Here is a 21,537-nt window from a genome sequence, read left to right on the forward strand (position 1 = left end):
TAGTCACAGATTACTAAAGGTTTAGGGCATTAGCTACACCGTACTCATGCCCGTTTTTGAATAGGAAGTGCTAGCTTGACTAATTCTAAAGTAAATACTAATATAAATAGAGTATAAACTAATATAGTTAGTATTTTAGCTGAATGATAAAGGGAAAAGGAGCACAATACAATCCTTCCAATCCATTTAGCCAGCAAGCTATTGGCCAATACCACGATGAAGGCATAGATGAATATACGCATGAGGAGCGTCCTGCTTTAGAGCTGTTTTATGAGACACCCAAAAATGTAATCAGTACCAACAACAGCCCGGATCTAAAATTACCATATTCTGTAAACCCATATCAAGGATGTGAGCACGGCTGTGTTTATTGCTATGCACGCAATTCGCATACCTATTGGGGATTTAGTGCGGGTTTAGACTTTGAGTCAAAGCTAATTATCAAAAAGAATGTTGCCTCTCAGTTAGCTAGTCAGATTCAAAATCCACGATGGAAAGTTCAGCCTATAATGCTTTCTGGAAACACAGACTGCTACCAGCCCATTGAAAAAAAGCTAGGGCTTACTCGTCAGGTACTGGAGGTCATGTTGAAATATCGCTGCCCGGTGAGTATCATCTCCAAAAATGCTTTGGTCACACGGGATTTGGATATCCTAAAAGAATTAGCAACACTTGACCTGGTGCATGTCTATTTTAGCATTACTACCCTGGAAGAAGACCTGAGATCACAACTAGAGCCGCGCACAGCAACCGCCAAGAAAAAACTCAAAGCAATGGAACTACTAGCCTCCAATCGAGTGCCCGTAGGCGTGATGAATGCACCAATTATCCCCGGTTTAAACCACCATGAAATCCCTGAAGTCATCCGGCAAGCCGCCAATTCCGGTGCGCTAAACGCTGGCTATACGGTAGTACGCCTCAATGGACAGATTGCGCAAATCTTTGAAAACTGGCTGGAGAAAACCTATCCAGATCGGCTGCATAAAGTAATGAATCAGGTAAGCGAACTACACGGAGGTAAGGTAAACGACACAAAATGGGGCAGGAGAATCACAGGCTCAGGGCAAACCGCAGCTATGATCAAACAACTATTTGATGTAGCAAAAAGCAAGTACCTAAAGGGCAAAAAAATGCCTCCTTTATCTGTAGCTCATTTCAGAAAAGGAGGCAATTATTCGTTGTTTTAGCCTATCAGTTGGTCAATTTGGAACTCATGAAAAAGGCTGCACCTGATAAGGCAATGTCTTTCAAGAACATGGTAGTTGCGGATTGGTCACCGTTTAGGAAACCATTGAAATGTATCAATAATGCAAATAATAGCAACATGACTCCTAATAGGGTCATTGCTAGTTTGGCCTTTTTGTTAATGATAAGTGCTACTGCAGCCAAAATATGCCCAAGTCCTGTAAGGTATACCCAGGCTTCTGGGAAGGGAAATACAGCCGGAACCATTCCCGCCATACCCTCTGCATTCATAAAATGAAACATACCAAACATGACAAAGGGCAGTCCGTACAATAACTTGCCAATAAATCCGAGACTTTTCATAATTCTAAGGTTGTTGTTTTAGGTTTTGTTATATAACTCACAACCCGGTATTTTGTCTAAACCGATTAGGAACTAGACTTCTAGTGCTTGCAAAATTCGCTTCTTAATATCCTCTGCTTTAGGACCTGCCTGGTCTTCAAATCGCTGATAGCCGGATTCGCCATCCGGATCTACCCATAGGCCGTCTTTCGTTGGGGATTTTACTGGTTCCTGATCAAAGTCTATGGTATAAATATCCGCCATCAGATCATGAAGAGCTTCCCAGCTGATTTCGGTTTTGTTAATCCGCGCCGCTCTTTTTTCAAACGATCCAGAGACCTCATAGAACGCCCGCTGATTTCCTGCAATAGCCTGAATGAGCATTTTCAACGGCTTTTCTATTCCAGCTTTTTCATAAATGGCCTGGATGAGTTCCTGTAGTTTGTAGTCCCACTCCTCGGCCAGCACCACCATACCATCTCTGGTTTCGCCATTTTCGCTCATTTCTACATGCAGGTAGATGTTAAAATCTTCACTTTCATCTTCCAGCTCTATGTTTTGTAGCGATTCGTGTAACAAAGAGGCCCACTCATTTCCAAGAGTACCTTCCCACTTATAGTCATCGTTTTCACTAAATCCTTCGGCTTCAATCTCTTCCCTGGAAATATCATCTCGATTGAGAAACTCCAACTCATAGGCTATTTGCACTTCGTCATTTACAAACGAAAGATCAAGCGTATATGCAAAAGCATGGGGTGGTGGAAGTTGTAAAGTTTGGTAGGATATTTTTACATTCATAATTTGATCTTTTTTAATGTCTCTAATCGGTTGATTTTTCCTGAAGTGGTATAAGCAAATTGGTCGAGTGCATACACAGCTTTTGGTCTCTGATACTTATCTATATGGCTAAAATCCAGTGTAGGTTTATCACCTTCCACAAGGAGCACCACACGCTCACCAAGACGCTCATCAGGTATTCCAGCCACAAAGAAAGGTTTTTTTAACTGATCACTTATCAATTCTTCCAGACTTTCAGGATGCACTTTTAGCCCACCACTGTTGATCACAAAATCAGCACGGCCTTTCCAAACAAAAGCTGTGTCACCATTGAGTTCTACTATGTCATTGGTTTGGATCCACCGCTGACTGGTCACGGAGCCTTTTAGCGCAAGGCATCCTCGATCGTCGGTACGAAAAGTTACATCCCCAATGCTCTTGTAAACCAGCTCTTGTTCACTCAGATTTCGGAGTGCCACATGGGAAGCGGTCTCTGTCATCCCATAGGTATGGTAAATCTTGCATGGCAGCCTGGCTATAATTTCCCTTTCGCTAGAAGTAAGAGGAGCTCCTCCTATGAGTACTGTGTTAAACTGTTTGAACCTGTGAGGCTCATTTTTCAACAGCTTCATGAGCTGTAGTGGTACCAGAGATACCAGATCAATCTTTTTGTCATTAGGTAATGCCGCCAGGCTACTTCCTGGTTTCAATACGGTGAGGCGCATATTTGAAATCAGCGATCTAATCACGACCATCATACCGCCAATTTTACCGGCATCCAGCATGAGTAGTGCCTGTTCAAATTGCTGTGAGGAATCCAAGAAGGCTAATGAAGATTTTGCGCTGTATGCGAGGACTTCACGAGACAACTTGATGTTTTTGGGCACACCTGTAGAACCAGAAGTTTCAATTGACAAGTAGTCCGCACCTTGCAGCCATTGTTGGATGATGATTGCCACTTGCATTTCATGTTTTTCTAATGAAAGCTCCCGGAGCTGAAGATTTGCCAACTCATTAAAAGTGAATGTATTTTTTGAAAAAGTGACAGTCATTTTTCGAAATTATCTTAGTGTTGGCAAAGATAGTTACCTTTCTATGCAACCTGTCCAAAGAATAACAGTAGACTCATTTGATCAATTTGGGATCCAATGTATGTTTGCACCTCAAACTACCTAAAAAGAACATCTTCAAGAATCTAAGAACATTATGAAAGGAAAAATACTGGTAACTGGCGGTACAGGCTTTATCGGCTCACACACTGCTGTAGAGCTGATCAACGAAGGCTATGAAGTGGTCATTATTGACGATTTGTCTAATTCTACCACGGATGTGCTAGACGGAATCGAGAAAATCACGGGTACTAAGCCATCCTTTCATCAATTCAATATTTGTGATGAGCATCAACTAAAGGCCTTTTTTGAAAAGGAAAAGGATATAGATGCCATCATTCACTTTGCGGCGAGCAAGGCGGTAGGAGAGTCGGTAGAAAAACCAATTCTCTACTACCGAAACAACATAGGATCTCTGGTGAACCTACTGGAAGAAATGAACAATGTAGGGGTGAAGCACATGGTGTTTTCATCATCGTGCACAGTATATGGTCAGCCAGAAAAATTACCTGTTACCGAGCAAACGCCCGTTCAACCTGCTGAGTCTCCTTATGGAAATACAAAGCAAATCTGCGAGGAAATCCTTCAAGACACCACGAAAGCTCATGGCAACCTGAATACCATTGCGTTGCGCTACTTCAATCCAGTAGGGGCTCATGAAACGGCACACATAGGGGAGCTTCCAAATGGCGTGCCGGCAAATCTGGTGCCTTTTATCACACAAACTGCAGCAGGTCTACGCGAACAGATCAGCGTATTTGGCAGTGACTACAACACACCTGATGGTACTGCTATTCGAGATTATATTCATGTGGTAGATCTGGCCAAAGCTCATGTGATAGCCGTTTCGCGTATGGTGGAAGGTAAAAACAAAGCGAACTACGAGTGCTTCAATATAGGGACGGGTACCGGGTATTCAGTATTGGAAACCGTGAAAAAATTTGAAGAGGTCAATGGTGTGAACCTGAACTACAAGATCGTGGACCGCAGACCAGGCGATATAGAGCAAATCTACGCAGACACCACCTATGCCAATGAAGAGCTTGGCTGGAAGGCGGAGCTAGGGCTCGAAGAAATGATGCGATCTGCCTGGAAATGGCAGCTACGGGTGGTAGGTAAGGATTAGCCTATTGCCAGGAAATGAAGCTCTTTGCTACCTAAAAGGATCATATAGATCTTGATTAGGTAGCAAATGAATGATTGTTTATTCTTGCTCCTGGCTATTGATCACTATGGTTTTTGGGGAAATGTCTTATCCAGCGAAATCAATTGCTGGTAATAGTCATTGATTCTGGCGTGAGCAGTTCCATCTATCAGCAATATTACCACGAGCATGGCTATCGTAGTGATCATACTGGCGCGCCAAATAGGAGAGCTTACAAATGCCACCACTAGTGCGCAAATAGCTATAATTATTGGTATTGCTGTGAAGACTATGGTTTGATATTCTTTCAGCGTGTTTTCTGCTCTGGTTATCTCTGATGAGATAAATGCTTCGGTATCCTGATGATAAGCCTTCTCAAATTGGCTGATTCTATTTTTGTTGGTAAAAAAAAGCCCCAGACCGATTGTCAAAAGTAGCGCCCCTGCTACAAGCAATGGGATCACATAAGCTCGAGCTATTTCTGTTTTCCCCAAGTGCCAAAAGCCAAAACTTGCAGCTAAAAACACCAGAGCAAAGAGGATGAAAAAGCGAGTAGAGAAAACTTCCGACCTGGCCCAATCTTGAGCTAATTTTAATATTTCCATGAGGTATTTTTTACAGTTGTGAAAAGTGTTGATTGTTTTGAATGCTACTTGGGCTGTATCCAAACGCTTTTTTAAAAGCAAAAGAAAAATGCGAAAGGTTTTCAAATCCTGCCGAAAGGTACACTGCCGTTGCTTTCTTCTTTTCTGTGGTGAGCTTGTGGTGAGCAAGCTCTAGCCGTTTTTCCATTAGCCATTTACCTGGAGTTTTATTGAAAATTTTCTTGAAATCTGCTTTGAATGAAGTCAGGCTTCTTCCAGTCAAATACGCAAACTTTTCTAAAGGCAGGTTGTACATATAATGCTCTTCCATGTATTTCTTCAGGTCAATTTTACCAGGTTCGCCAAACGTTCCAAGAATTGTGCTCAATCGTTTATCTACATGATCTATGATCGTGAGAGCTTCATTTATCTTGATCGGCACCAAATCTTCTGGAAGCTCATCTTGCATTTCGAAATATGGAAGTAAAGAACTAAAAAAGCTAGTCCAAAGGGGATGAGGGGTGACAGGTCGCTCTTTAGCTATATCCTCAGGCCATGTGGATAACGTGGTACGGCCCTGGTAAAACTCACGCAGCTGTTCTTCTGGCAACGACATGGATACGCACTTAAAAGGTTGCGCTTCACTGGGTGTTTTAACACTTCTTGACAATTGGGCTTTAGGTACCAGTAGCGTGTCACCCTTTACAAAGGTTAAGGTGCGGAACCCGTAGGTAATTGTAAGTTCCCCTGAATAAATATGAGCCAAAATGTGCTGTGGGTAAATATTTTCCCAGGTATGTTTTTGCTCTATGGTGCAGGTCATAAATACCTTGCCTTTGTCTTTTGCTTGCGGTAGCTTCATAACGATTGAATATAATTAATTTCAATGTTTAAGGGAGGTATTGACATTGAATTGCTGGCCCGTAGCTTTTTCAGACAACTCCCACAATCTTTTGGCCACAGCCTTATCTTTGGCGTGAGTCGCTAATTTACATTCGCCAACAGGCCCTGTCCAATAATTTCGTCCTGTGGGGCCATAAAATGCATCCTGGTTCAGGCTGGGTTCTGTTGCACACATGAGCTCAGGGTAAGCTCCTTTTTCTGCTGACTGCACAAATGGTGATAGTTTCATAAGCTGCCAAATAAAACGCGTCAGCAAACTCCCACTGGTTTTTATTAACGAGGTTCTGGAGGCTCCAGGATGGCATGCGTATACCTTTACAGCATTTTTTCCAGACTGTTTCAACCGATCCTGCAACTCATATACGGTCATTATTTGTGCTAGTTTACTTTGGCTATAAGCGTCATTGCCGGTATAGTCTCGGTCCCAGTTTATGTCATCAAACTTGATGGTCTTGAGTCCGAGGTTATACCCCATGCTTCCTACAGTTACTATTCGCCCTTTGGATTTTTCAATAATCGGAAAAAGTAATGCCTGCAAGGTAAAATGACCATAATGGTTAACACCCAGTTGACTTTCATAGCCATCTACAGTGAGCCTACGATTGGGCACTTGAGCAATAGCTCCATTGCAGATGAGTGCATCAATTCGTTGCACTTTTTCCATTACCTGACTAGCCGCCCGTTTTACGGATGCCTGCTCGCCCAAATCCATCGTGATGTTGGCTACATCAATATGTTCACCGAGTTGTTGCTTTAGGCTGCTAATTACATCGTTTGACTTTTGAGGGTTGCGGTTGAGCATCAGCACAGAAGCACCTTTGGACAAAAGTATGCGGGTAGCTTCATATCCAGTACCACTAGTTGTGCCTGTTATTACAAAAGTTTTACCGGTTTGGTCTTTCATACTCTCAGGTGTCCAGCCTTGCTTACCAAATTGATTTTCTTTCATCTTTGTTTTTATCTAGTTTTATCTGAAGCAAAGATCTCAAGCTACCAGGCATCCCGCTTTGTTGAAAAGTCATATTTGCTTTGCTGTAAAGTTTTTCAATTTGACCAATAGGTATGAAGCATTGCCAACAAGAAGCAACCGATAGCTAAAAATGCCCGTTAACTTTGTCGGGCGCGGGATGCGTATACCCCAGATTCAAATAAATCATTTATTTTGGCTCATAAAGCTTCGATCCCGAGATTTACCATCTAACCTATACAGATTGCAAAGTCCAGAAAAAGTACTCGTAGACCGACTCAGAAACAAAGACCCACACGCATTCGCCAAAGTCTTTGAGGACTATTATCAGCGATTGCATAGCTACGCTCAGCGCTTTTTAGATACCAGTGAAGATGCTGAAGAAGCTATTCAGGAAGTGTTCGTGAAATTCTGGGAAAAATGTGAAGACCTGGCTCCGGACTCATCTATCAAGAGCTATTTGTATCGATCTGTACATAATACTTGTCTCAATACACTCAAACATCAAAAGGTAAAGGATAGCTACCGACAGTACGTCATTCATTATTTGGAGCACTCACAAGAAATGCACACCGAACAACTGCCAAATGATGAAGTGTCTAAGCGCATTTATTCGGCTATTGATGACTTGCCAGCACGCTGCTCGGAGATATTTAAGCTAAGTAGATACGAGGGATTAAAGTATCAGGAAATAGCAGATCACCTGGGAATTTCCATTAAAACTGTGGAAGTCCAAATGGGCAAAGCATTGCGTACCTTACGTGAAAACCTCAAAGACTTAAAGTAAAGCTATGCAGAAATGGTGGCTGTGTATTTGCTGGTGCGTACCCCTGCTACTGTCAGCGCAAACCAATCGGACCTCCACACAAGACACCCTGTCAGTTTCTTTTACTGACCTGCCGCTTGAAATCATTCTAGATAGCATAAGCTATAAGTCTGGATACTCCTTTGCATACAATGCGGAAGCGCTGACTGATGGAAGTTTATATTCGTTTACCAGTAATGCAATAAGAGTTGATTCCTTATTGAATGCATTGCTGGTAGGCACTGGACTTACCTATACGCGGTTGGATGATCAGATAGTCATCAAAAAAACTCCACCTGAGAAATCAGAATCACTTCCGGGTAAATTGATTTTAACAGGCTATGTGCGTGAATTTGAAACCAAGAGACCAATAGTTGGTGCTAATATCTACATCAATGGCACCACTATAGGTACTACGACAGACCAACACGGAAATTACCAGATAGGCAACTTACCCAAAGGGTTTCGTACCGTGGTTTTCTCACATGTAGGCTATGAACTGGCATCTTATGATCTGGAGGTGCTAGAGGATCAGCGATATGTGGTCAATGCTCAATTGCGACAGGACATTGTGGAGCTGCAGGGGATAGAAGTAACAAGTAGTCGTTTAGCCAGTGACAAAAAATGGTCACAAAACCTATCCATTTTTGAGAAAGAATTTATCGGTTCATCTGCAAACGCAAAATCATGTCTGCTACTCAATCCGGAGGTTTTAGATTTTTATATGGACCCCAATAAGGATACACTCTTTGCCCGTGCATCTGAACCACTTCTGATTCAAAACCTGGCGCTTGGCTATCAGATAAGCTATGAGCTCATTTACTTTAAAAAGACTTCCAACAGGACCAATTTTTATGGTCACGCCCGGTTTAATAACCTTGAGCCTAAAAGCTCAAAACAACTGCGCACCTGGCGTAAAAACAGAAAGAGGACCTTTAGGGGCAGTATTTTTCATTTTCTCCAAAACCTTGCAGCAGACCGCCATCTGCAGGCAGGTTACCAGCTTTACGCCGCTTCAGAAATTAATGAGCAGTCTCCCGAGCGTATCCCATCCAGGTCTTTACTGTTCAAATCCGCACCTGAAAGTTGGCAGCTTAGTTTTGATCAGTATCTCATAGTAGTCTATGAAAACGAACTAGAAAGCACTCAATATCTAAACGACCAGCTCATGCAAGATCAACGTTCTGGTAAGCGAGTGCATACAGCTTTGAGTAAATTAAGGCCCAATGCTCAAAAATCAGTTTTGGAGCTCAATAGCGAATTTGTAACGATAGATAGCTATGGACAAATAAAAGAGCCTGGTGGTTTGACCATTCTGGGGTATTGGGCCTGGGAACGCGTAGCGGACATGATGCCTGCAGATTACCACCCTAAAACAGATAAACTCTAATCAGGAATAGGGGTTATCACTGGCTTCTTTGTTTATTTGTGGACTAGTAAATGCAAAATGGAAGAGATATTAAGTAAGTATTTTTCTGGCAATGCCTCCGAAGAGGAAATAAAAGAAGTGGAAACCTGGAGAGGTGCCACAGAAGCTAATGCCAAAGCCTTTTTGGACTACAAGATAGTTTGGGTCCAAACAGCTCCACAACGACCTGTTAATCAGGAAATGTTGTCTGACATATTAAGTGAAAACTCCTCCGATAACGAAATTCGAATTCTTCCCCTTTGGAAGCAAAAGAGTTTTCAGCTGGCTGCTTCACTTCTAATAGCACTTGGCGTAATATTTATGATCGTACAGCTTTCTAAGGTAGATCAGCCATTCGGACAGGTAGTTGCAGAAGTCACCTCCTTCGACCTTCCTGATGGCTCTACTGTCACCATTCAGCGGGGCAGTTCGCTTACTTTAGAAGAATTCGGGGAAAACCGGGAAGTAACGTTAATGGGCAAAGGGTTTTTCGAGATTGAAGAAGATGCAAGTGCTCCATTTATTGTGCATACAGAAAAGGCCAATGTCAGAGTATTAGGTACGTCTTTTTTAGTGGAAGAGCTTACCGAAAAAGAAGGTACCTGTGTGATGGTCTCTACTGGAAAAGTAGCCTTACAGCAAAACGCTACGATTTTTGGTCGGCAGAGCATGGAGATCAATCTAAAAAAAGGAGAGATGGGCATGGTGGCCGTAGGCCAACGAGGCATCAGCAAGCAAAAGATATCCGATACGAACTATTTGGCATGGAAAACCAGAAAAATGGTCTTTAGAAGTACTCCACTCCATGAAGTAAGCCGGGTGTTTGAGGAAGTATATGGCATTTCGCTGGCTTTTGACAATTCGGCTCTAAAAGATTGTAAGCTCACCGCTAAGTTTGATAATAAGACTCCTGAAGCTGTGGTAAGTGTCATCAGTGAAACCTTTGCAATGGATTATACCAAAGGCGCTCAGGGTTATGTGCTTTCGGGCTTAGGATGTAGGTAAAGTCTATCGATCATTTATCTCCTGACGAAGGTCAGCATATGCCTTTTCACTTGCACTGCCATCTAAGAATATTTCCAAAAGTTTAGGTGTTTTGTCGTCTTTGTGAAGCGCATTTAGTGCCTTGTCCAAACTCTCATAATCTTTAGCGCTGTGATAATCAAAACCGTATTCCAGCGCTGTAAATTTTGCACTGTGCTGGTGAGCGGTCTCAAAGTGCTGAGGGCGTTCTGGCAGATTCTTGGGTCCAGGTATGAGTCGAAAAATACCTCCACCGCCATTGTTAAAAACAATGATCTTGAGGCCTTCTAGCGAATAAGGATGAAAAAACGCATTGCGATCATAAAAAAAGCTAAGATCCCCAGTAAGCAATAGGGTTGTTTTATCAGCTACTAATGCATTGCCCACCGCCGTACCATTGGTTCCATCAATACCACTGGTTCCCCGGTTGGCATAAACCTCCACACCTTCAGGTAGTTGTTGGATAAAGTTCGCAAAGCGAACGGGCATGCTATTCGCCAGATGAAGGTCAATGTTGGCAGGTAGTGACGCTATTACACGATCAAAAGCCGTAAACTCACAGAAAGTAGCTGTCGCTAAAACCTGCTCCATTCTCCGCTGAAGTTTGTCATTTTCTATCTTCCAGTTTTGGATGAAGTTGCTTCTTACCTGAAGGTTGAATTCAGGGCCTGGAGGTTGATAATTTGCCAGTGCATGGGTGAAGTGCTCCACGTTGGTCCTAATGACATCCGTCAAATGCTGAAAGGTGTCTGGAGCAACACCATCAGGATCTATGTGCCAGTGTGCCTTTGGAGGGTTGGTTCTTAAATAGGTTTTTAAGCTCTTGCTAATCACTGATTTACCGCATGTGATCAGTAGGTCTGGCCGCAGGCTTTCCTGGAGTTTCGGATCCATGCCCGTGAGGAATAAATCTTGATGCCGTATAGCCCCGTCAAATAAAACATTTGAGATCACATCAGCTACAGGCACCAGGTGCTCAGCGAGTCCGGGCAAGTCTCGCTCCAACTCTTGATTTGAGCGCTGCTGGCCTATAACCAGAAGTGGTCGGTCATACTGCTCGTATTTTTCCAAAAGCTCAGACCAATCCGGCGCTTGTGTAAAGGCATGCTGCTTGAAAGTACGAACCTGTTCCGAAAAGTTTATCTGCTGCTCGCCAGGATAAAAAGGTTCCCGAAACGGGATGTTGATGTGGACAGGACCGGCCGGTCCCTGCTGACAGGTGTTAATGGCCTCATTGAGTTTGCGATTGTACTCCCAGGCAGCATCTTGATGACTAGTGTCTACAGGAAGGTTGAAGGATTTTTTAATGAAGTTATCCAATGCTCCCAATTGATCGATGGTCTGACCATCACGCTGTTCTTGCCATTCTGGAGGGCGGTCTGCACTAATGACCACCAGGGGTATTTGCTGATACCTTGCTTCGGCCACTGCGGGAGCATAGTTGAGCAAAGCCGTACCGCTTGTGCAGCAAAGCACTACGGGTTTATTGAGCCGTTGAGCCATGCCCAGCGCAATAAATGCTGCGGACCGCTCATCTACAATATTGTAGATATTGCATGCTTCATTGCGAGCAAATGACAAAGTAAGTGGTGCATTTCGAGAGCCTGGGGACAACACCACGTGGGTAATTCCATGAGCTGTAAACACCCTGGAGGTATCAAAAACAGTTTGTGTGATCATGAATGAAGGGCTTTAAGCAGCGTCTGCATTTTATGTGCTGTTTCGGCTAATTCTTTTTCAGGGCGTGAGTCTTCGGTAATACCCGCACCTGCGTACAAACGCGCCTTGTCGCCGATCAGTTGGAGGCAGCGTAGGTTGACAAACAAGTGAGTGTTGCCGTTAAATCCGACAGGCCCCATAAATCCGGCATACAATGACCGGTCGTACCCTTCGTGCGCCTTGATAAAATCATCTGCTGTTTCTCTGGGAAAGCCGCATACCGCACTGGTCGGGTGTAGTAGATCAAGCATTGTGCTACCTAACAAGGGGCTATTGGTAGCTTCCATATCCACTTTAAATTCTGTTTTTAAATGCGCCAGATTACCAGCTCGCACAGTTTTGGGGCCTATTTCGTCAAACTCCCTTAAGCGGATTTTCTTAAAGCATGCAATGATGTACCTGCTCACCATGGCCTGCTCTTCAATTTCTTTTTGCATCCAGGCAACCTCACTTAGGCTAATGGACTCAGCAAGTGGTTGGGTGCCCGCCAGGGCATCTGTAGAAAAATACCGCTGACCTTCTATACTGAGCAACTTTTCTGGGCTTGCACCCAGCCAGATACCGTGGGTTGTGCTGGTCAAATGGCAAAAGGCCCGAGGATACATTTCAGCTATGCGCTCAAACAACGACAAAGGATCTTCGCCTTGATGATCAAAATCTTCATATCTGGAAAGCACCACCTTTTCCAGCTTGCCCTGGCGAATGCTTTGAACCGCATCTGCTACCATGGTGCTAAAATCGCCGGATGAAATATCTGCTACGGGTTGATGAATAGGATCAGCCTTTTTTGACTCCAGCGCCTGACGAAAGCCTTCCAGTTGGTCAGAAGAAGTGGTCGGAGCAATTCGTAATTCAGCCTCACTATTGTGAATGTGGATGATGATATTTCCCTGTAGCACCTGGGGCGCCACCGGATGACTCGCGTTATAAGGATTAATAAGAAAAGCTTCGTGTAGCTCCTCCAAATTTTGGTCATAGTCCTGGCCACTGCCGCTGAGGTCTACGATTGCAAAGATTTTTGCTTCGTTGGGAAGTCTCCAAACGGCTAGAGGATATGGGGTGTGAATGACCTGGCTAAGTAAAGCCGTAGCGTCTTCTCTTGTGGTGATCTGCTGTAATTGTGCTAATGCTGCTTGACTCATTCCTGTATTTTCTTCTCCAATATCGCCATGGTAATCTTACTGATGCAGATCAGTTTTTCATCTTCATCAGTAATACGGATTTCCCAAAGTTGGGTCGTTCTTCCAATGTGCAAAGGTGTTGCTTTTCCGGTGACGATGCCTTCTTTTTTAGCCCTTATGTGGTTGGCGTTGATTTCCAGACCAACCACAGATTTGTCCATTCCGGCTATCAATGCTGCTGCCACACTTCCCAGTGTTTCGGCAAGTGCCACAGACGCTCCTCCGTGTAGCAGTCCCATGGGTTGGCGGGTGTGCTGATTTACGGGCATGTTTGCACAGATGTAGTCTTCACCTACTTCAGTAAATTGAATGCCGAGATGTGAAACCATTGTCTCGTCACAAAATGCGTTTAACCCCTCCGGAGTGGTGCCTTTTGGTATCATATTGGCCATAAAAGTAACACGGCGTAATCTATTTTGCTGCTTCCGCCTTAAAAATCATATTTCTTTATCGAATCACTTTATCCAACTTCTTTAGAAGCTATAAGTTTACGGTGATTTTTTAGCTCTAAATACGCAACACTTGAAGCAATTTTACATAATCAGACACGGCGAAACAGAATACAACCGCATAGGAATGGTGCAGGGGAGTGGAATAGATGCGCCGCTAAATGAAACCGGAGAACAGCAGGCCGAAGCCTTTTATCAGGCATACAAAGACGTGTCATTCGACAAGATTTATACTTCCAACCTCATTCGTACCGAGCAAACTGTAAAGAAGTTTATTGCTAAAGACATCCCACATGAGGCGCTGCCTGGGCTGCGCGAGATCAGCTGGGGAGTACAGGAAGGGGTAGCCTTTACTCCTGAAACCTCCACGGAATATCAGGAAACAGCCAAAGACTGGAGCAGAGGTAACCTCGAGCGAAGAATTGAAGGGGGTGAAAATCCGATTGAGGTAGCTGCTCGTCAGCAAGAGGCCTTTGAGCATATCCTGGCTCAGCCTAACGAAGATCGAGTATTGATTTGTACTCATGGACGAGCTATGCGCATCATGATGTGCTGGATGCTCAAGCACCCGCTGAGTATGATGGATCAGTTTAAGCATACCAATACTGGGCTGTATGTGGTAAACTGGACCGGTAGTCAGTTTTCCATAGAGGTCCACAATGCTACGGAGCATTTGGAGACTGTGCCAGCCGGCTGACGGAAATTTGCTGGATTCTGTGCATCTTTAGCATGTACCTAAGTACATGACTATGGGGCGCGACAAAATCTATGTAGAAGTAGGTAAACGAAAGCTCCACCTGTCTAATCTAGACAAGGTGCTATTTCCTGACGATCATATTGTAAAGGCGGAGGTGATCGATTATTACCTCTCTTTAGCTCCCACCATCCTGCACCACCTCAAAGGTCGTCCTCTGTCGTTTGTGCGTTTTCCTGACGGTATCCAAGGGGAGCAATTTTTTCAAAAAAACAGACCCGAGTGGACACCAGACTGGATCGAATACATCCGTCTGGGGCGTGAGCGCAAAAAGGAATACATCGTGGCCTATGAAGAGGCTACTTTGGTGTGGCTAGCGAATCTTGCTTGTCTGGAGCTGCATCAGATTCACAGTTTTCACCACTATGCCGAAAAGCCCGATTACCTGGTTTTTGATCTGGATCCTCCAGAAGGTAAAAATGATTTTAATGAAGTAAAAGCACTCGCCTTTGCGCTCAAAGAGGAACTGGAAAACTATGACTATCATGTTTTTGTGAAAACCACAGGTGGCAAAGGCTTGCATTTACTCGTACCCATCGAAATGCAATACACGTTTGATGAAGGATTTGCTGTTGCCAAAAAGTTGGCTGAAAGCTTTATAAAGAAACATAAAAACACGACCCTTCATTTAAACAAAGCTGCAAGAAAAGGACGAGTGCTCATAGACATTTTTCGAAACAAGCCCTCACAGACGATCGTATCGCCCTACAGTTTGCGTGGAAGAGACGGTGCTCCGGCATCTGCGCCACTCACCTGGGATGAGTTGCAAGCTACCACGCACCCTCATGAGTGGAACCTACAATCGGTCAAAATTCAAACCCTTGAGCGTGGAGACCCCTGGGAGGCCATTCGTAGCTGGGCGGTGCCTTTGCATACGGACAAACGTACCCGAGCACCAGGGGTAGATCTGAAAGACAATGCTAAGCGCAAAACGCCAGAGCAGCTGGTAGCTTATGAAGCTCGAAGGGATTTTAGCAAGACGCCAGAGCCCTATGTGCCGGAAGATGATGGACGGAGCAATCGATTTGTGGTTCAACGCCACCATGCCTCTCATTTGCATTATGACCTGCGGTTAGAGCACGAAGGTGTGCTCAGGTCATGGGCCCTGCCGCGTGGGTTGCCACCGCATCCGGGAGTAAAACGCCTGGCCGTGCAAACAGAGGACCACCCGCTGGAGTATCTTTCTTTCGAAGCGGAAATACCCAAAGGTCAGTATGGAGGCGGTATGATGTGGATCTTCGCAGCAGGCAGATACGAGATCACCAAGGAAAAGAAAAACGGATTCTATTTCAGGTTGTCAGGGCCTCAGCTAAATGCTGAATACCGCATGCACCTGATGAAGGGCAAAGAGTGGCTGCTTGAAAGAGTAGATAAACCTCAACATGACTATCTGCAACAGCCAGTAAAGCCCATGCTTGCCAATGTGCTGAAGAAACCTCCTAAAGGTAATTTCCTATATGAGGTAAAATGGGATGGAATACGCGTACTTATCACACTCCACGAAGGGGAATTGACCATCAGAAGTAGAAACTTAAATGATATTACGGCTCAGTTTCCAGAGCTCAACATTCCCGAGGAAGTATTTCGAGTCAATAATGGAGTATTTGATGGGGAGATTGTCTGTCTGGACAAAGATGGGAAGGCTGTTTTTAGCAAGGTCATTAAGCGCTTAATGACCAAAAAGGAGCTAGACATTGCGCATTATGCTAAAAAGCATCCAGTTCACTGCTACCTGTTTGATGTGATCTACCTCGATGGGAGATTGCTGACTGGTGATCCCTGGCTCAGGCGACGGGAATGGCTTGCCGACTCCTTTCGTAAAAACACACCTTATCGTTTGAGTGAGGCGATTGATGATGGTGAGGGCTTGTTTGCTGCCACTCAGGAGATGAGTGTGGAGGGCATCATGGCCAAAGACCTATACGGCAAATATTACCCGGGCAAGCGCTCCGATAGCTGGTTCAAAATCAAAGTGAAGCACGAGATAGACGCCTGGATCATAGGCTATACTCAAGGCAAAGGAGATCGGGCGGACACCTTTGGGGCGTTACATGTAGCCCAAAAAGATAGCGACAGTCAGTGGATATACCGCGGCAAGGTAGGCACTGGCTTTAGTGATCATCTTTTGCAAACCCTTCGTGAAGTAATGGATAGTCAAAAAGCGGGTAAGGTGCCTATTGCCAAGAATATAAGTGACCCTGGTGTATGGCTTACAGAACCTCTACCTGTGGAGCTAAAATATACCGAGCTTACCAAAGATGGCCATTTCCGAGACCCCGTTTTTCAGAAGCTCAGACAGGATTTTATGTGAATCTTAACGCATTGAAATATAGTAGGTTATGATCTCTTGCTTCTTGTGATTATTTAATTAATTACTTACCTTTCCTTAGCAATGCCAAAAGCGTTTACCAGGGAGCTTCAAACTATCTTTTCAGATGGACGTTAGCTTATAGTAACACACTGCTATCTTGCAGTATATGAATGAGATAGCTTAAATGCACTGCAGTTTCACTCAAACTATTTCGTCATGCGAGCAATCTGGAAAGGACACATTCGGTTTTCATTAGTAACAATCCCGATCAGGATATACAACGCCATAGATAATCAGCAGGCTATCCGCTTCAACTTGCTTTCGAAAGAAAACCACAATCCGGTCAAGTACGAAAAGAAAGATAAGGTGACAGGAGAGACCCTGCGTGCTGAAGATATTGTGAAGGGGTATCAGTATGAGCCGGATCAGTTTGTAATCATCACTAGTGAAGATTTTGACAAGGTGAAGCTGCAAAGTACCAAAGTGATCGAAATCGAAGGGTTTGTAGATGCCAGCGAAGTGCACCCTACGTTGTTTGATGCACCCTACTTTGCGGGGCCAGATGGAGATGTGGCCGCCAAAACCTACCGTTTGCTCTCGGAAGCGTTGCTTAAATCTGGGAAGGTAGGCGTGGGCAAGGTGGTCTTGCGAGATCGTGAAAATGTGGTGCTGCTCACGCCACACGAAGGGGGCATATTGCTTTACAAGTTGCGCTATCGTGACGAAGTGCGGAGTATTACACAGGTACCAAAAATGGATACCGATTCAGAGATAGATGCAGATCAACTAAAAATGGCGAGTACGCTGATAGACAGCATGACCAGGTCGTTTGAGGACATGGAGCTCAAGGATCGCTACAATGGAGCCCTTAAAGAAATGATCATGAGCAAGATAGAAGGTAAGGAGGTAGTAAGCGTAACAGAAGAAGAGCCAGAAGTGGTAGACATTATGACAGCCCTGAAGGAGAGTATCGCTCAGGCTAAGGCTGATAAAAAGCCAATGAAAAAGGCAAAGAAAAAGTCCAAGGCATCAGAAAAGAAACAGCAAAAAGCTAGCTGATGGCACGTATTGTTAAACTTCCTGTAAGTCCACCCAAAAAGCTAGGTCCTAAGAAGGCAAAACGTAGACGCAAACCTAATCTGGAAGATTATGGGCAATTGAATTTGTTTGCACAGCCGCCAAAGGAAGGTAAAGTGGTGAGCATGCATCAGCAAGAAAGCTTTTTTGAGCAAGCTCTACAATTAGATGATGAGGGCAAACCGGAGGCTGAGAAGTACTACCTGCTAGCCATCGAAAACAAGCAACGAGAAGTGGATGCCTATTGTAACCTGGGCATTATCAAATCTCAGCAGGAGGACCTTGCGGAGAGTATCAATTACCTCACCAAGGCACTGGAGCTAAATCCCAGGCATTTTGAAGCGCACTATAACCTCGCCAATGTATATTCTGATATGGGCAATTTTCCTCTAGCTAAAACACATTATGAGGTGTCCATCTCCATAGACCCGGACTTTCCTGACAGCTATTACAATCTCGGGCTGGTGCTCATTTCTTTGAAACAGTATGAGCGAGCCATCAAGGCTATCAATACATACATCGAGCACTCTCCAGAATCTGACCACTCGGTAGCGTCAGAACTCCTTAAAACCCTAAAATCCTTTGCATTATGAAAGATTCAAACGAATTACTCGCGGATCATTTTGAGCGCCTCAAAAGTCTGGTCCCTGATCTATACATCCGGGAGCACGACAGGAGTCCGACACCAAACACAGACGCAATGTATGGATTGCTCAAGCGCACGCTGGGCATTGTAGAAGCTATTTATTTAAAAAATGCTAACGGGTTTAATGATGCTCGAATGGAGGAATATGCCAAAGTGATTCAGGAGCTTAAAGAACTTGGTTTTGAATATTCCGGTCATGAAGAACTGATGGATAAAGCCGCTAGTAAACTGCTCATGAAAGCGAAAAAACCCATGAAACGAGCCAAAGGTGGTACAGAATTTGATCAGGGAAAATCTGATCGAAAAGCTATTTAACCTATGAAACACCTTAAATATCTACTCGGAGTAGGAGCGCTTTTTTCAATGCTCATGTTTGCCGGTTGTGATGAAGAAGAAGTGTCTGGCACCTGTGCCGGATGCCCTAGTGATACACCATGGAGTGTTTTTGGCTCAGATCAGTGCTACAAATCACTTGACGATTGCGAAGCAGCAGAAAAAGGGAACTGTACCATTTGTGATGGCTAAAACTAACGTAGGGTAAATCTATTGGGAGAAGTATTTGCGTAATTAGGTTGATTGGCTAATTTTCCCTTAAACCTAACCCATGAAGCTAAGCATCATCATACCCACACTCAACGAGGCAGATAACATAGAGCCGCTGATCAGGTTTTTTGCCACTCACCCTCAGCATGAACACCTCGAAGTGATCGTAGTGGATGGTGGCAGCACAGACCGCACACCCAGTTTGGCACAAGCCGCTGGGGCGATGGTTGTCACCAGTGAGGTAGCCTCCAGGCCTGTTCAGCTCAACCTGGGTGCTCAGTCGGCTACAGCTGATATGCTCTATTTTGTACATGCTGACGTCAGCCTGCCAGAGTCCTTTTATGACGACATCTTTAAGGCTTCGCAAAACTATGAGGTGGGGTGCTACCGTTATTTGTTTGATTCCAGCCATCCGCTACTGAAGATCAACAGTTTCTTTTCGCGCTTCCCAATGATGTGGTGCCGTGGTGGAGATCAGACACTGTTCATCACCCGTTCGCTATTTGATCGTCTTGGAGGTTTCAATGAATACTACTGTGTGATGGAAGATTTTGACCTTATTCGAAGAGCTCGTGCGCTTACTTCCTTTTACATCATACCCAAGAGCATAAAGGTCTCTGCCCGAAAATATGCTCATAATGCATACATGCATGTGCAGCTTACAAACCTCAAGGCCTTTCGCATGTTTCGTAAAGGGGTGCCGCCCGCTGAAATACGTAGTTTTTATAAAAAAGCGCTCCGACTCGTTGACTATTGATCGGCAGGGGAGTTAGCTTTAATCGTGCAACTCAAAAAATCCCAACGATGAAAATGACCGTACTGGGCTGTGGTGATGCCTTTGCATCTGCCGGCCGTTTCAATACCAGTTTCCTGCTAGAAGAAGAGCTACATAAGGTCCTGATCGACTGTGGAGCATCTACATTGATAAGACTGAAGCAATTAAACATTGCTGTGGACTCCATTGATACGATCATTATCACCCACTTCCACGGCGACCACTATGGAGGGCTTCCGTTTTTGATGCTCAGCAATCATCTGGAGTGTAAACGCAAGCACCCATTGACCATCATAGGACCAGAAGGAATTCGAGATCGTCTATATGCCCTTCAGGAAGCCATGTATCCAGGTACACAGCCATTTCTAACAGCTTTGGATCTCAGGTTTCTGGAGTTTCAGGAAAACAATTGGATACAGGCTGCCGGGGTGGATGTCTATGCTCGTAAAGTTACGCATGCACCACCTTCTAACCCTCATGGCGTAAAAGTTAGGATAGGAGAGCAGGTATTTGGTTTTTCGGGAGATACCGAGTGGGACGATGCACTCATAGACCTGGCGGATGAAACCGATGCCTTTGTGATCGAATGCAATAACTTCGATATTGACACCCCGGGGCACCTCAGTTACCAAACTATTCTCAATAAAAAGGATTTTTTCAAGACCCAGAAACTTTTGCTCACGCATATGGGTAATGACGTAATCAATCAAAAACACACTGATATTCAACGGCTTGAGGACGGAGCTGAAGTGACTTTTTGACTCCAGTCAAAAAAATCTTAGAAAAATCTATTCTCATGGTAGGAGATTTTCGGAGGTGTCTGTTTTTATACCAGACAAACGAAAATGAATGTTATGAGAGAGATAAAAAACTTGATCGCTGTAATTACACTAATCGCAACCGCGATAATGTTTCAAAGCTGTACCGAAGATGAAGTAGGAGCTGAGTCTACCGGTCAGGCCCAAATGGAAATGAAAGCCGTCACTACAAACGGCACCACGAGCAGTGGACGTACGCTTACTACTGGTTTTACATTTACCGAAGTGATGGTAGGTGTTACAGAAATTGAATTCGAAACGCTCGAAGAGGAAGAATTAGAAGAGGGAGAAGACGGTGAAGAAGTAGAGGCTGAAGATGAAGAGATCGAATATGAAGGTCGGTTCATAGTTGATTTGCTAGCAGGTACAAGTAATCCTGATTTTGGGTTGGCTGCTTTGTCTACTGGTACTTACCAGGAGATAGAAGTGGAAATGGAGCCAATCCTTGAAGGGAACCAAACTGTACGCATCAAGCTCTTTTTCGAAGATGCCTCTACTTCGGATACCGTATATGTCGAGTTTGAGACTAGTGAAGAATTAGAGTTTGAATTCGAAGATGAATCAGGCTTTACCATTGATGCAGGAGCTGTAAATGCTATTTTGATCCAGTTGGATTTGGACAAACTGTTTGCAGGTGTAGATCTGAGCAGTGCTACGGCAGATGAAGATGGTGTGATTCGTATCACAGATACATCCAACGAACAGCTTACTGATATGCTCGTGGATAAATTAGAAGATGCGATGGAAGCCGAAGAGGAAGATGAAGAAGACGATGAAGAGGACGAATCTGATAACGATTAAGTTTGACGGTGAACACGCTTGTCTAGGCTGGTAAGCGTGAGGCCCGGGAGTTATTCCCGGGCTTTTTTTATGCGTGCGCCCGGCAGGGCGCAAATACTTGGAGGTGAGTTTTTTTTAAAAAAAAAAAAGGGACAAGTCCTCTGTACGCCCGATGAGGGGAAGTACTAGCTGAGCGGCAAGTGTATTGTCTGTGAAGACCTGCATGAAGGAAGCCGA

At 44.4% G+C, this 21,537-nt stretch carries 23 protein-coding genes; 14 read left to right on the plus strand and 9 right to left on the minus strand.

The genetic code is table 11. The features are described from left to right. The first annotated feature begins 143 nt into the window (after positions 1–143). Positions 144–1,187 (plus strand): PA0069 family radical SAM protein, encoded by a 1,044-nt coding sequence (locus C7460_RS19420; RefSeq protein ID WP_115869800.1) that lies wholly within the window; start codon positions 144–146, stop codon positions 1,185–1,187. A 4-nt stretch (positions 1,188–1,191) separates the two neighbouring features. Here the strand turns inward: C7460_RS19420 and C7460_RS19425 are convergent, their stop codons facing one another. From C7460_RS19425 to C7460_RS19435, 3 genes are all read right to left on the minus strand, one after another. Then, entirely contained in the window at positions 1,192–1,548 is a 357-nt protein-coding gene (locus tag C7460_RS19425; protein WP_115869801.1) for a DoxX family protein, read from the minus strand. 72 nt (positions 1,549–1,620) lie between these two features. Further along, positions 1,621–2,325 (minus strand): hypothetical protein, encoded by a 705-nt coding sequence (locus tag C7460_RS19430; protein WP_115869802.1) that lies wholly within the window; start codon positions 2,323–2,325, stop codon positions 1,621–1,623. After that, positions 2,322–3,356, minus strand: a complete 1,035-nt coding sequence (locus tag C7460_RS19435) for an AMP-binding protein (RefSeq protein ID WP_115869803.1) — start codon at positions 3,354–3,356, stop codon at positions 2,322–2,324. The genes C7460_RS19430 and C7460_RS19435 overlap by 4 nt, the downstream gene beginning before the upstream one ends. Before the next feature lie 154 nt (positions 3,357–3,510). Between C7460_RS19435 and galE the strand changes: the two genes are divergently transcribed. Further along, complete coding sequence (gene galE / locus C7460_RS19440; protein WP_115869804.1) at positions 3,511–4,539, plus strand: UDP-glucose 4-epimerase GalE; 1,029 nt, start codon at positions 3,511–3,513, stop codon at positions 4,537–4,539. Positions 4,540–4,643: 104 nt separating this feature from the next. Here the strand turns inward: galE and C7460_RS19445 are convergent, their stop codons facing one another. The 3 genes from C7460_RS19445 to C7460_RS19455 are packed head-to-tail and all read right to left on the minus strand — an operon-like array spanning position 4,644 to position 6,993. Then, the gene (locus C7460_RS19445) at positions 4,644–5,162 is read right to left on the minus strand and encodes a hypothetical protein (RefSeq protein ID WP_115869805.1); all 519 of its coding nucleotides are present in this window, start codon (positions 5,160–5,162) and stop codon (positions 4,644–4,646) included. Between the two features lie 10 nt (positions 5,163–5,172). Next, a complete protein-coding gene (locus C7460_RS19450; protein ID WP_115869806.1) occupies positions 5,173–6,003 on the minus strand; it encodes a helix-turn-helix domain-containing protein in 831 nt (276 codons plus the stop codon). Positions 6,004–6,024: 21 nt separating this feature from the next. After that, positions 6,025–6,993 carry an SDR family NAD(P)-dependent oxidoreductase gene (locus tag C7460_RS19455; RefSeq protein ID WP_115869807.1) on the minus strand — a complete coding sequence of 323 codons (969 nt, stop codon included), beginning with the start codon at positions 6,991–6,993 and terminating at the stop codon, positions 6,025–6,027. Positions 6,994–7,255: 262 nt separating this feature from the next. Here C7460_RS19455 and C7460_RS19460 point away from each other — a divergent pair, with 262 nt between their 5' ends. Genes C7460_RS19460 through C7460_RS19470 form a run of 3 tightly spaced genes read left to right on the plus strand, consistent with a single transcriptional unit; the run spans position 7,256 to position 10,229 of the window. Further along, on the plus strand, positions 7,256–7,798 hold the full coding sequence (locus C7460_RS19460) for an RNA polymerase sigma-70 factor (protein WP_170148109.1): 543 nt from the start codon (positions 7,256–7,258) through the stop codon (positions 7,796–7,798). A 4-nt stretch (positions 7,799–7,802) separates the two neighbouring features. Further along, entirely contained in the window at positions 7,803–9,206 is a 1,404-nt protein-coding gene (locus tag C7460_RS19465) for a carboxypeptidase-like regulatory domain-containing protein (RefSeq protein ID WP_115869809.1), read from the plus strand. 57 nt (positions 9,207–9,263) lie between these two features. Next, on the plus strand, positions 9,264–10,229 hold the full coding sequence (locus C7460_RS19470; RefSeq protein ID WP_115869810.1) for a FecR family protein: 966 nt from the start codon (positions 9,264–9,266) through the stop codon (positions 10,227–10,229). A 3-nt stretch (positions 10,230–10,232) separates the two neighbouring features. Here C7460_RS19470 and menD read toward each other — a convergent pair whose 3' ends face one another. From menD to C7460_RS19485, 3 genes are read right to left on the minus strand one after another with little or no spacing between them, the layout of a single operon-like run. After that, a complete protein-coding gene (gene menD, locus C7460_RS19475) occupies positions 10,233–11,927 on the minus strand; it encodes a 2-succinyl-5-enolpyruvyl-6-hydroxy-3-cyclohexene-1-carboxylic-acid synthase (RefSeq protein ID WP_115869811.1) in 1,695 nt (564 codons plus the stop codon). Further along, complete coding sequence (locus C7460_RS19480; protein WP_115869812.1) at positions 11,924–13,108, minus strand: chorismate-binding protein; 1,185 nt, start codon at positions 13,106–13,108, stop codon at positions 11,924–11,926. The genes menD and C7460_RS19480 overlap by 4 nt, the downstream gene beginning before the upstream one ends. Next, the gene (locus tag C7460_RS19485; protein WP_394340438.1) at positions 13,105–13,539 is read right to left on the minus strand and encodes a hotdog fold thioesterase; all 435 of its coding nucleotides are present in this window, start codon (positions 13,537–13,539) and stop codon (positions 13,105–13,107) included. The genes C7460_RS19480 and C7460_RS19485 overlap by 4 nt, the downstream gene beginning before the upstream one ends. A gap of 130 nt (positions 13,540–13,669) precedes the next feature. On the opposite strand from C7460_RS19485, the gene C7460_RS19490 reads away from it, so the two are divergent. The 9 genes from C7460_RS19490 to C7460_RS19530 all read left to right on the plus strand — a co-directional run bounded on the left by C7460_RS19490 (position 13,670) and on the right by C7460_RS19530 (position 21,321). Next, positions 13,670–14,293 (plus strand): histidine phosphatase family protein, encoded by a 624-nt coding sequence (locus C7460_RS19490; protein WP_245986487.1) that lies wholly within the window; start codon positions 13,670–13,672, stop codon positions 14,291–14,293. A gap of 52 nt (positions 14,294–14,345) precedes the next feature. Next, positions 14,346–16,661, plus strand: coding sequence for a non-homologous end-joining DNA ligase (gene ligD, locus C7460_RS19495; protein ID WP_170148110.1), 2,316 nt, complete (start codon positions 14,346–14,348; stop codon positions 16,659–16,661). Positions 16,662–16,877: 216 nt separating this feature from the next. Next, entirely contained in the window at positions 16,878–17,720 is an 843-nt protein-coding gene (gene ku / locus C7460_RS19500; protein ID WP_115869814.1) for a non-homologous end joining protein Ku, read from the plus strand. Then, a complete protein-coding gene (locus tag C7460_RS19505; protein WP_115869815.1) occupies positions 17,720–18,331 on the plus strand; it encodes a tetratricopeptide repeat protein in 612 nt (203 codons plus the stop codon). Before ku ends, C7460_RS19505 begins: the two co-directional genes overlap by 1 nt. Next, on the plus strand, positions 18,328–18,699 hold the full coding sequence (locus tag C7460_RS19510; RefSeq protein ID WP_115869816.1) for a hypothetical protein: 372 nt from the start codon (positions 18,328–18,330) through the stop codon (positions 18,697–18,699). The genes C7460_RS19505 and C7460_RS19510 overlap by 4 nt, the downstream gene beginning before the upstream one ends. Positions 18,700–18,702: 3 nt before the next feature. Further along, entirely contained in the window at positions 18,703–18,909 is a 207-nt protein-coding gene (locus C7460_RS19515) for a hypothetical protein (RefSeq protein WP_115869817.1), read from the plus strand. A gap of 79 nt (positions 18,910–18,988) precedes the next feature. Continuing rightward, positions 18,989–19,684: a TIGR04283 family arsenosugar biosynthesis glycosyltransferase gene (locus tag C7460_RS19520; RefSeq protein WP_115869818.1), complete on the plus strand. Its 696-nt coding sequence runs from the start codon at positions 18,989–18,991 to the stop codon at positions 19,682–19,684. A 47-nt stretch (positions 19,685–19,731) separates the two neighbouring features. Next, complete coding sequence (locus C7460_RS19525; protein WP_115869819.1) at positions 19,732–20,463, plus strand: MBL fold metallo-hydrolase; 732 nt, start codon at positions 19,732–19,734, stop codon at positions 20,461–20,463. Positions 20,464–20,556: 93 nt separating this feature from the next. Further along, positions 20,557–21,321: a DUF4382 domain-containing protein gene (locus C7460_RS19530; RefSeq protein WP_170148111.1), complete on the plus strand. Its 765-nt coding sequence runs from the start codon at positions 20,557–20,559 to the stop codon at positions 21,319–21,321. The last annotated feature ends 216 nt before the right edge of the window (positions 21,322–21,537 follow it).

The organism is Marinoscillum furvescens DSM 4134, assembly GCF_003386095.1.
Lineage (GTDB): Bacteria > Bacteroidota > Bacteroidia > Cytophagales > Cyclobacteriaceae > Marinoscillum > Marinoscillum furvescens.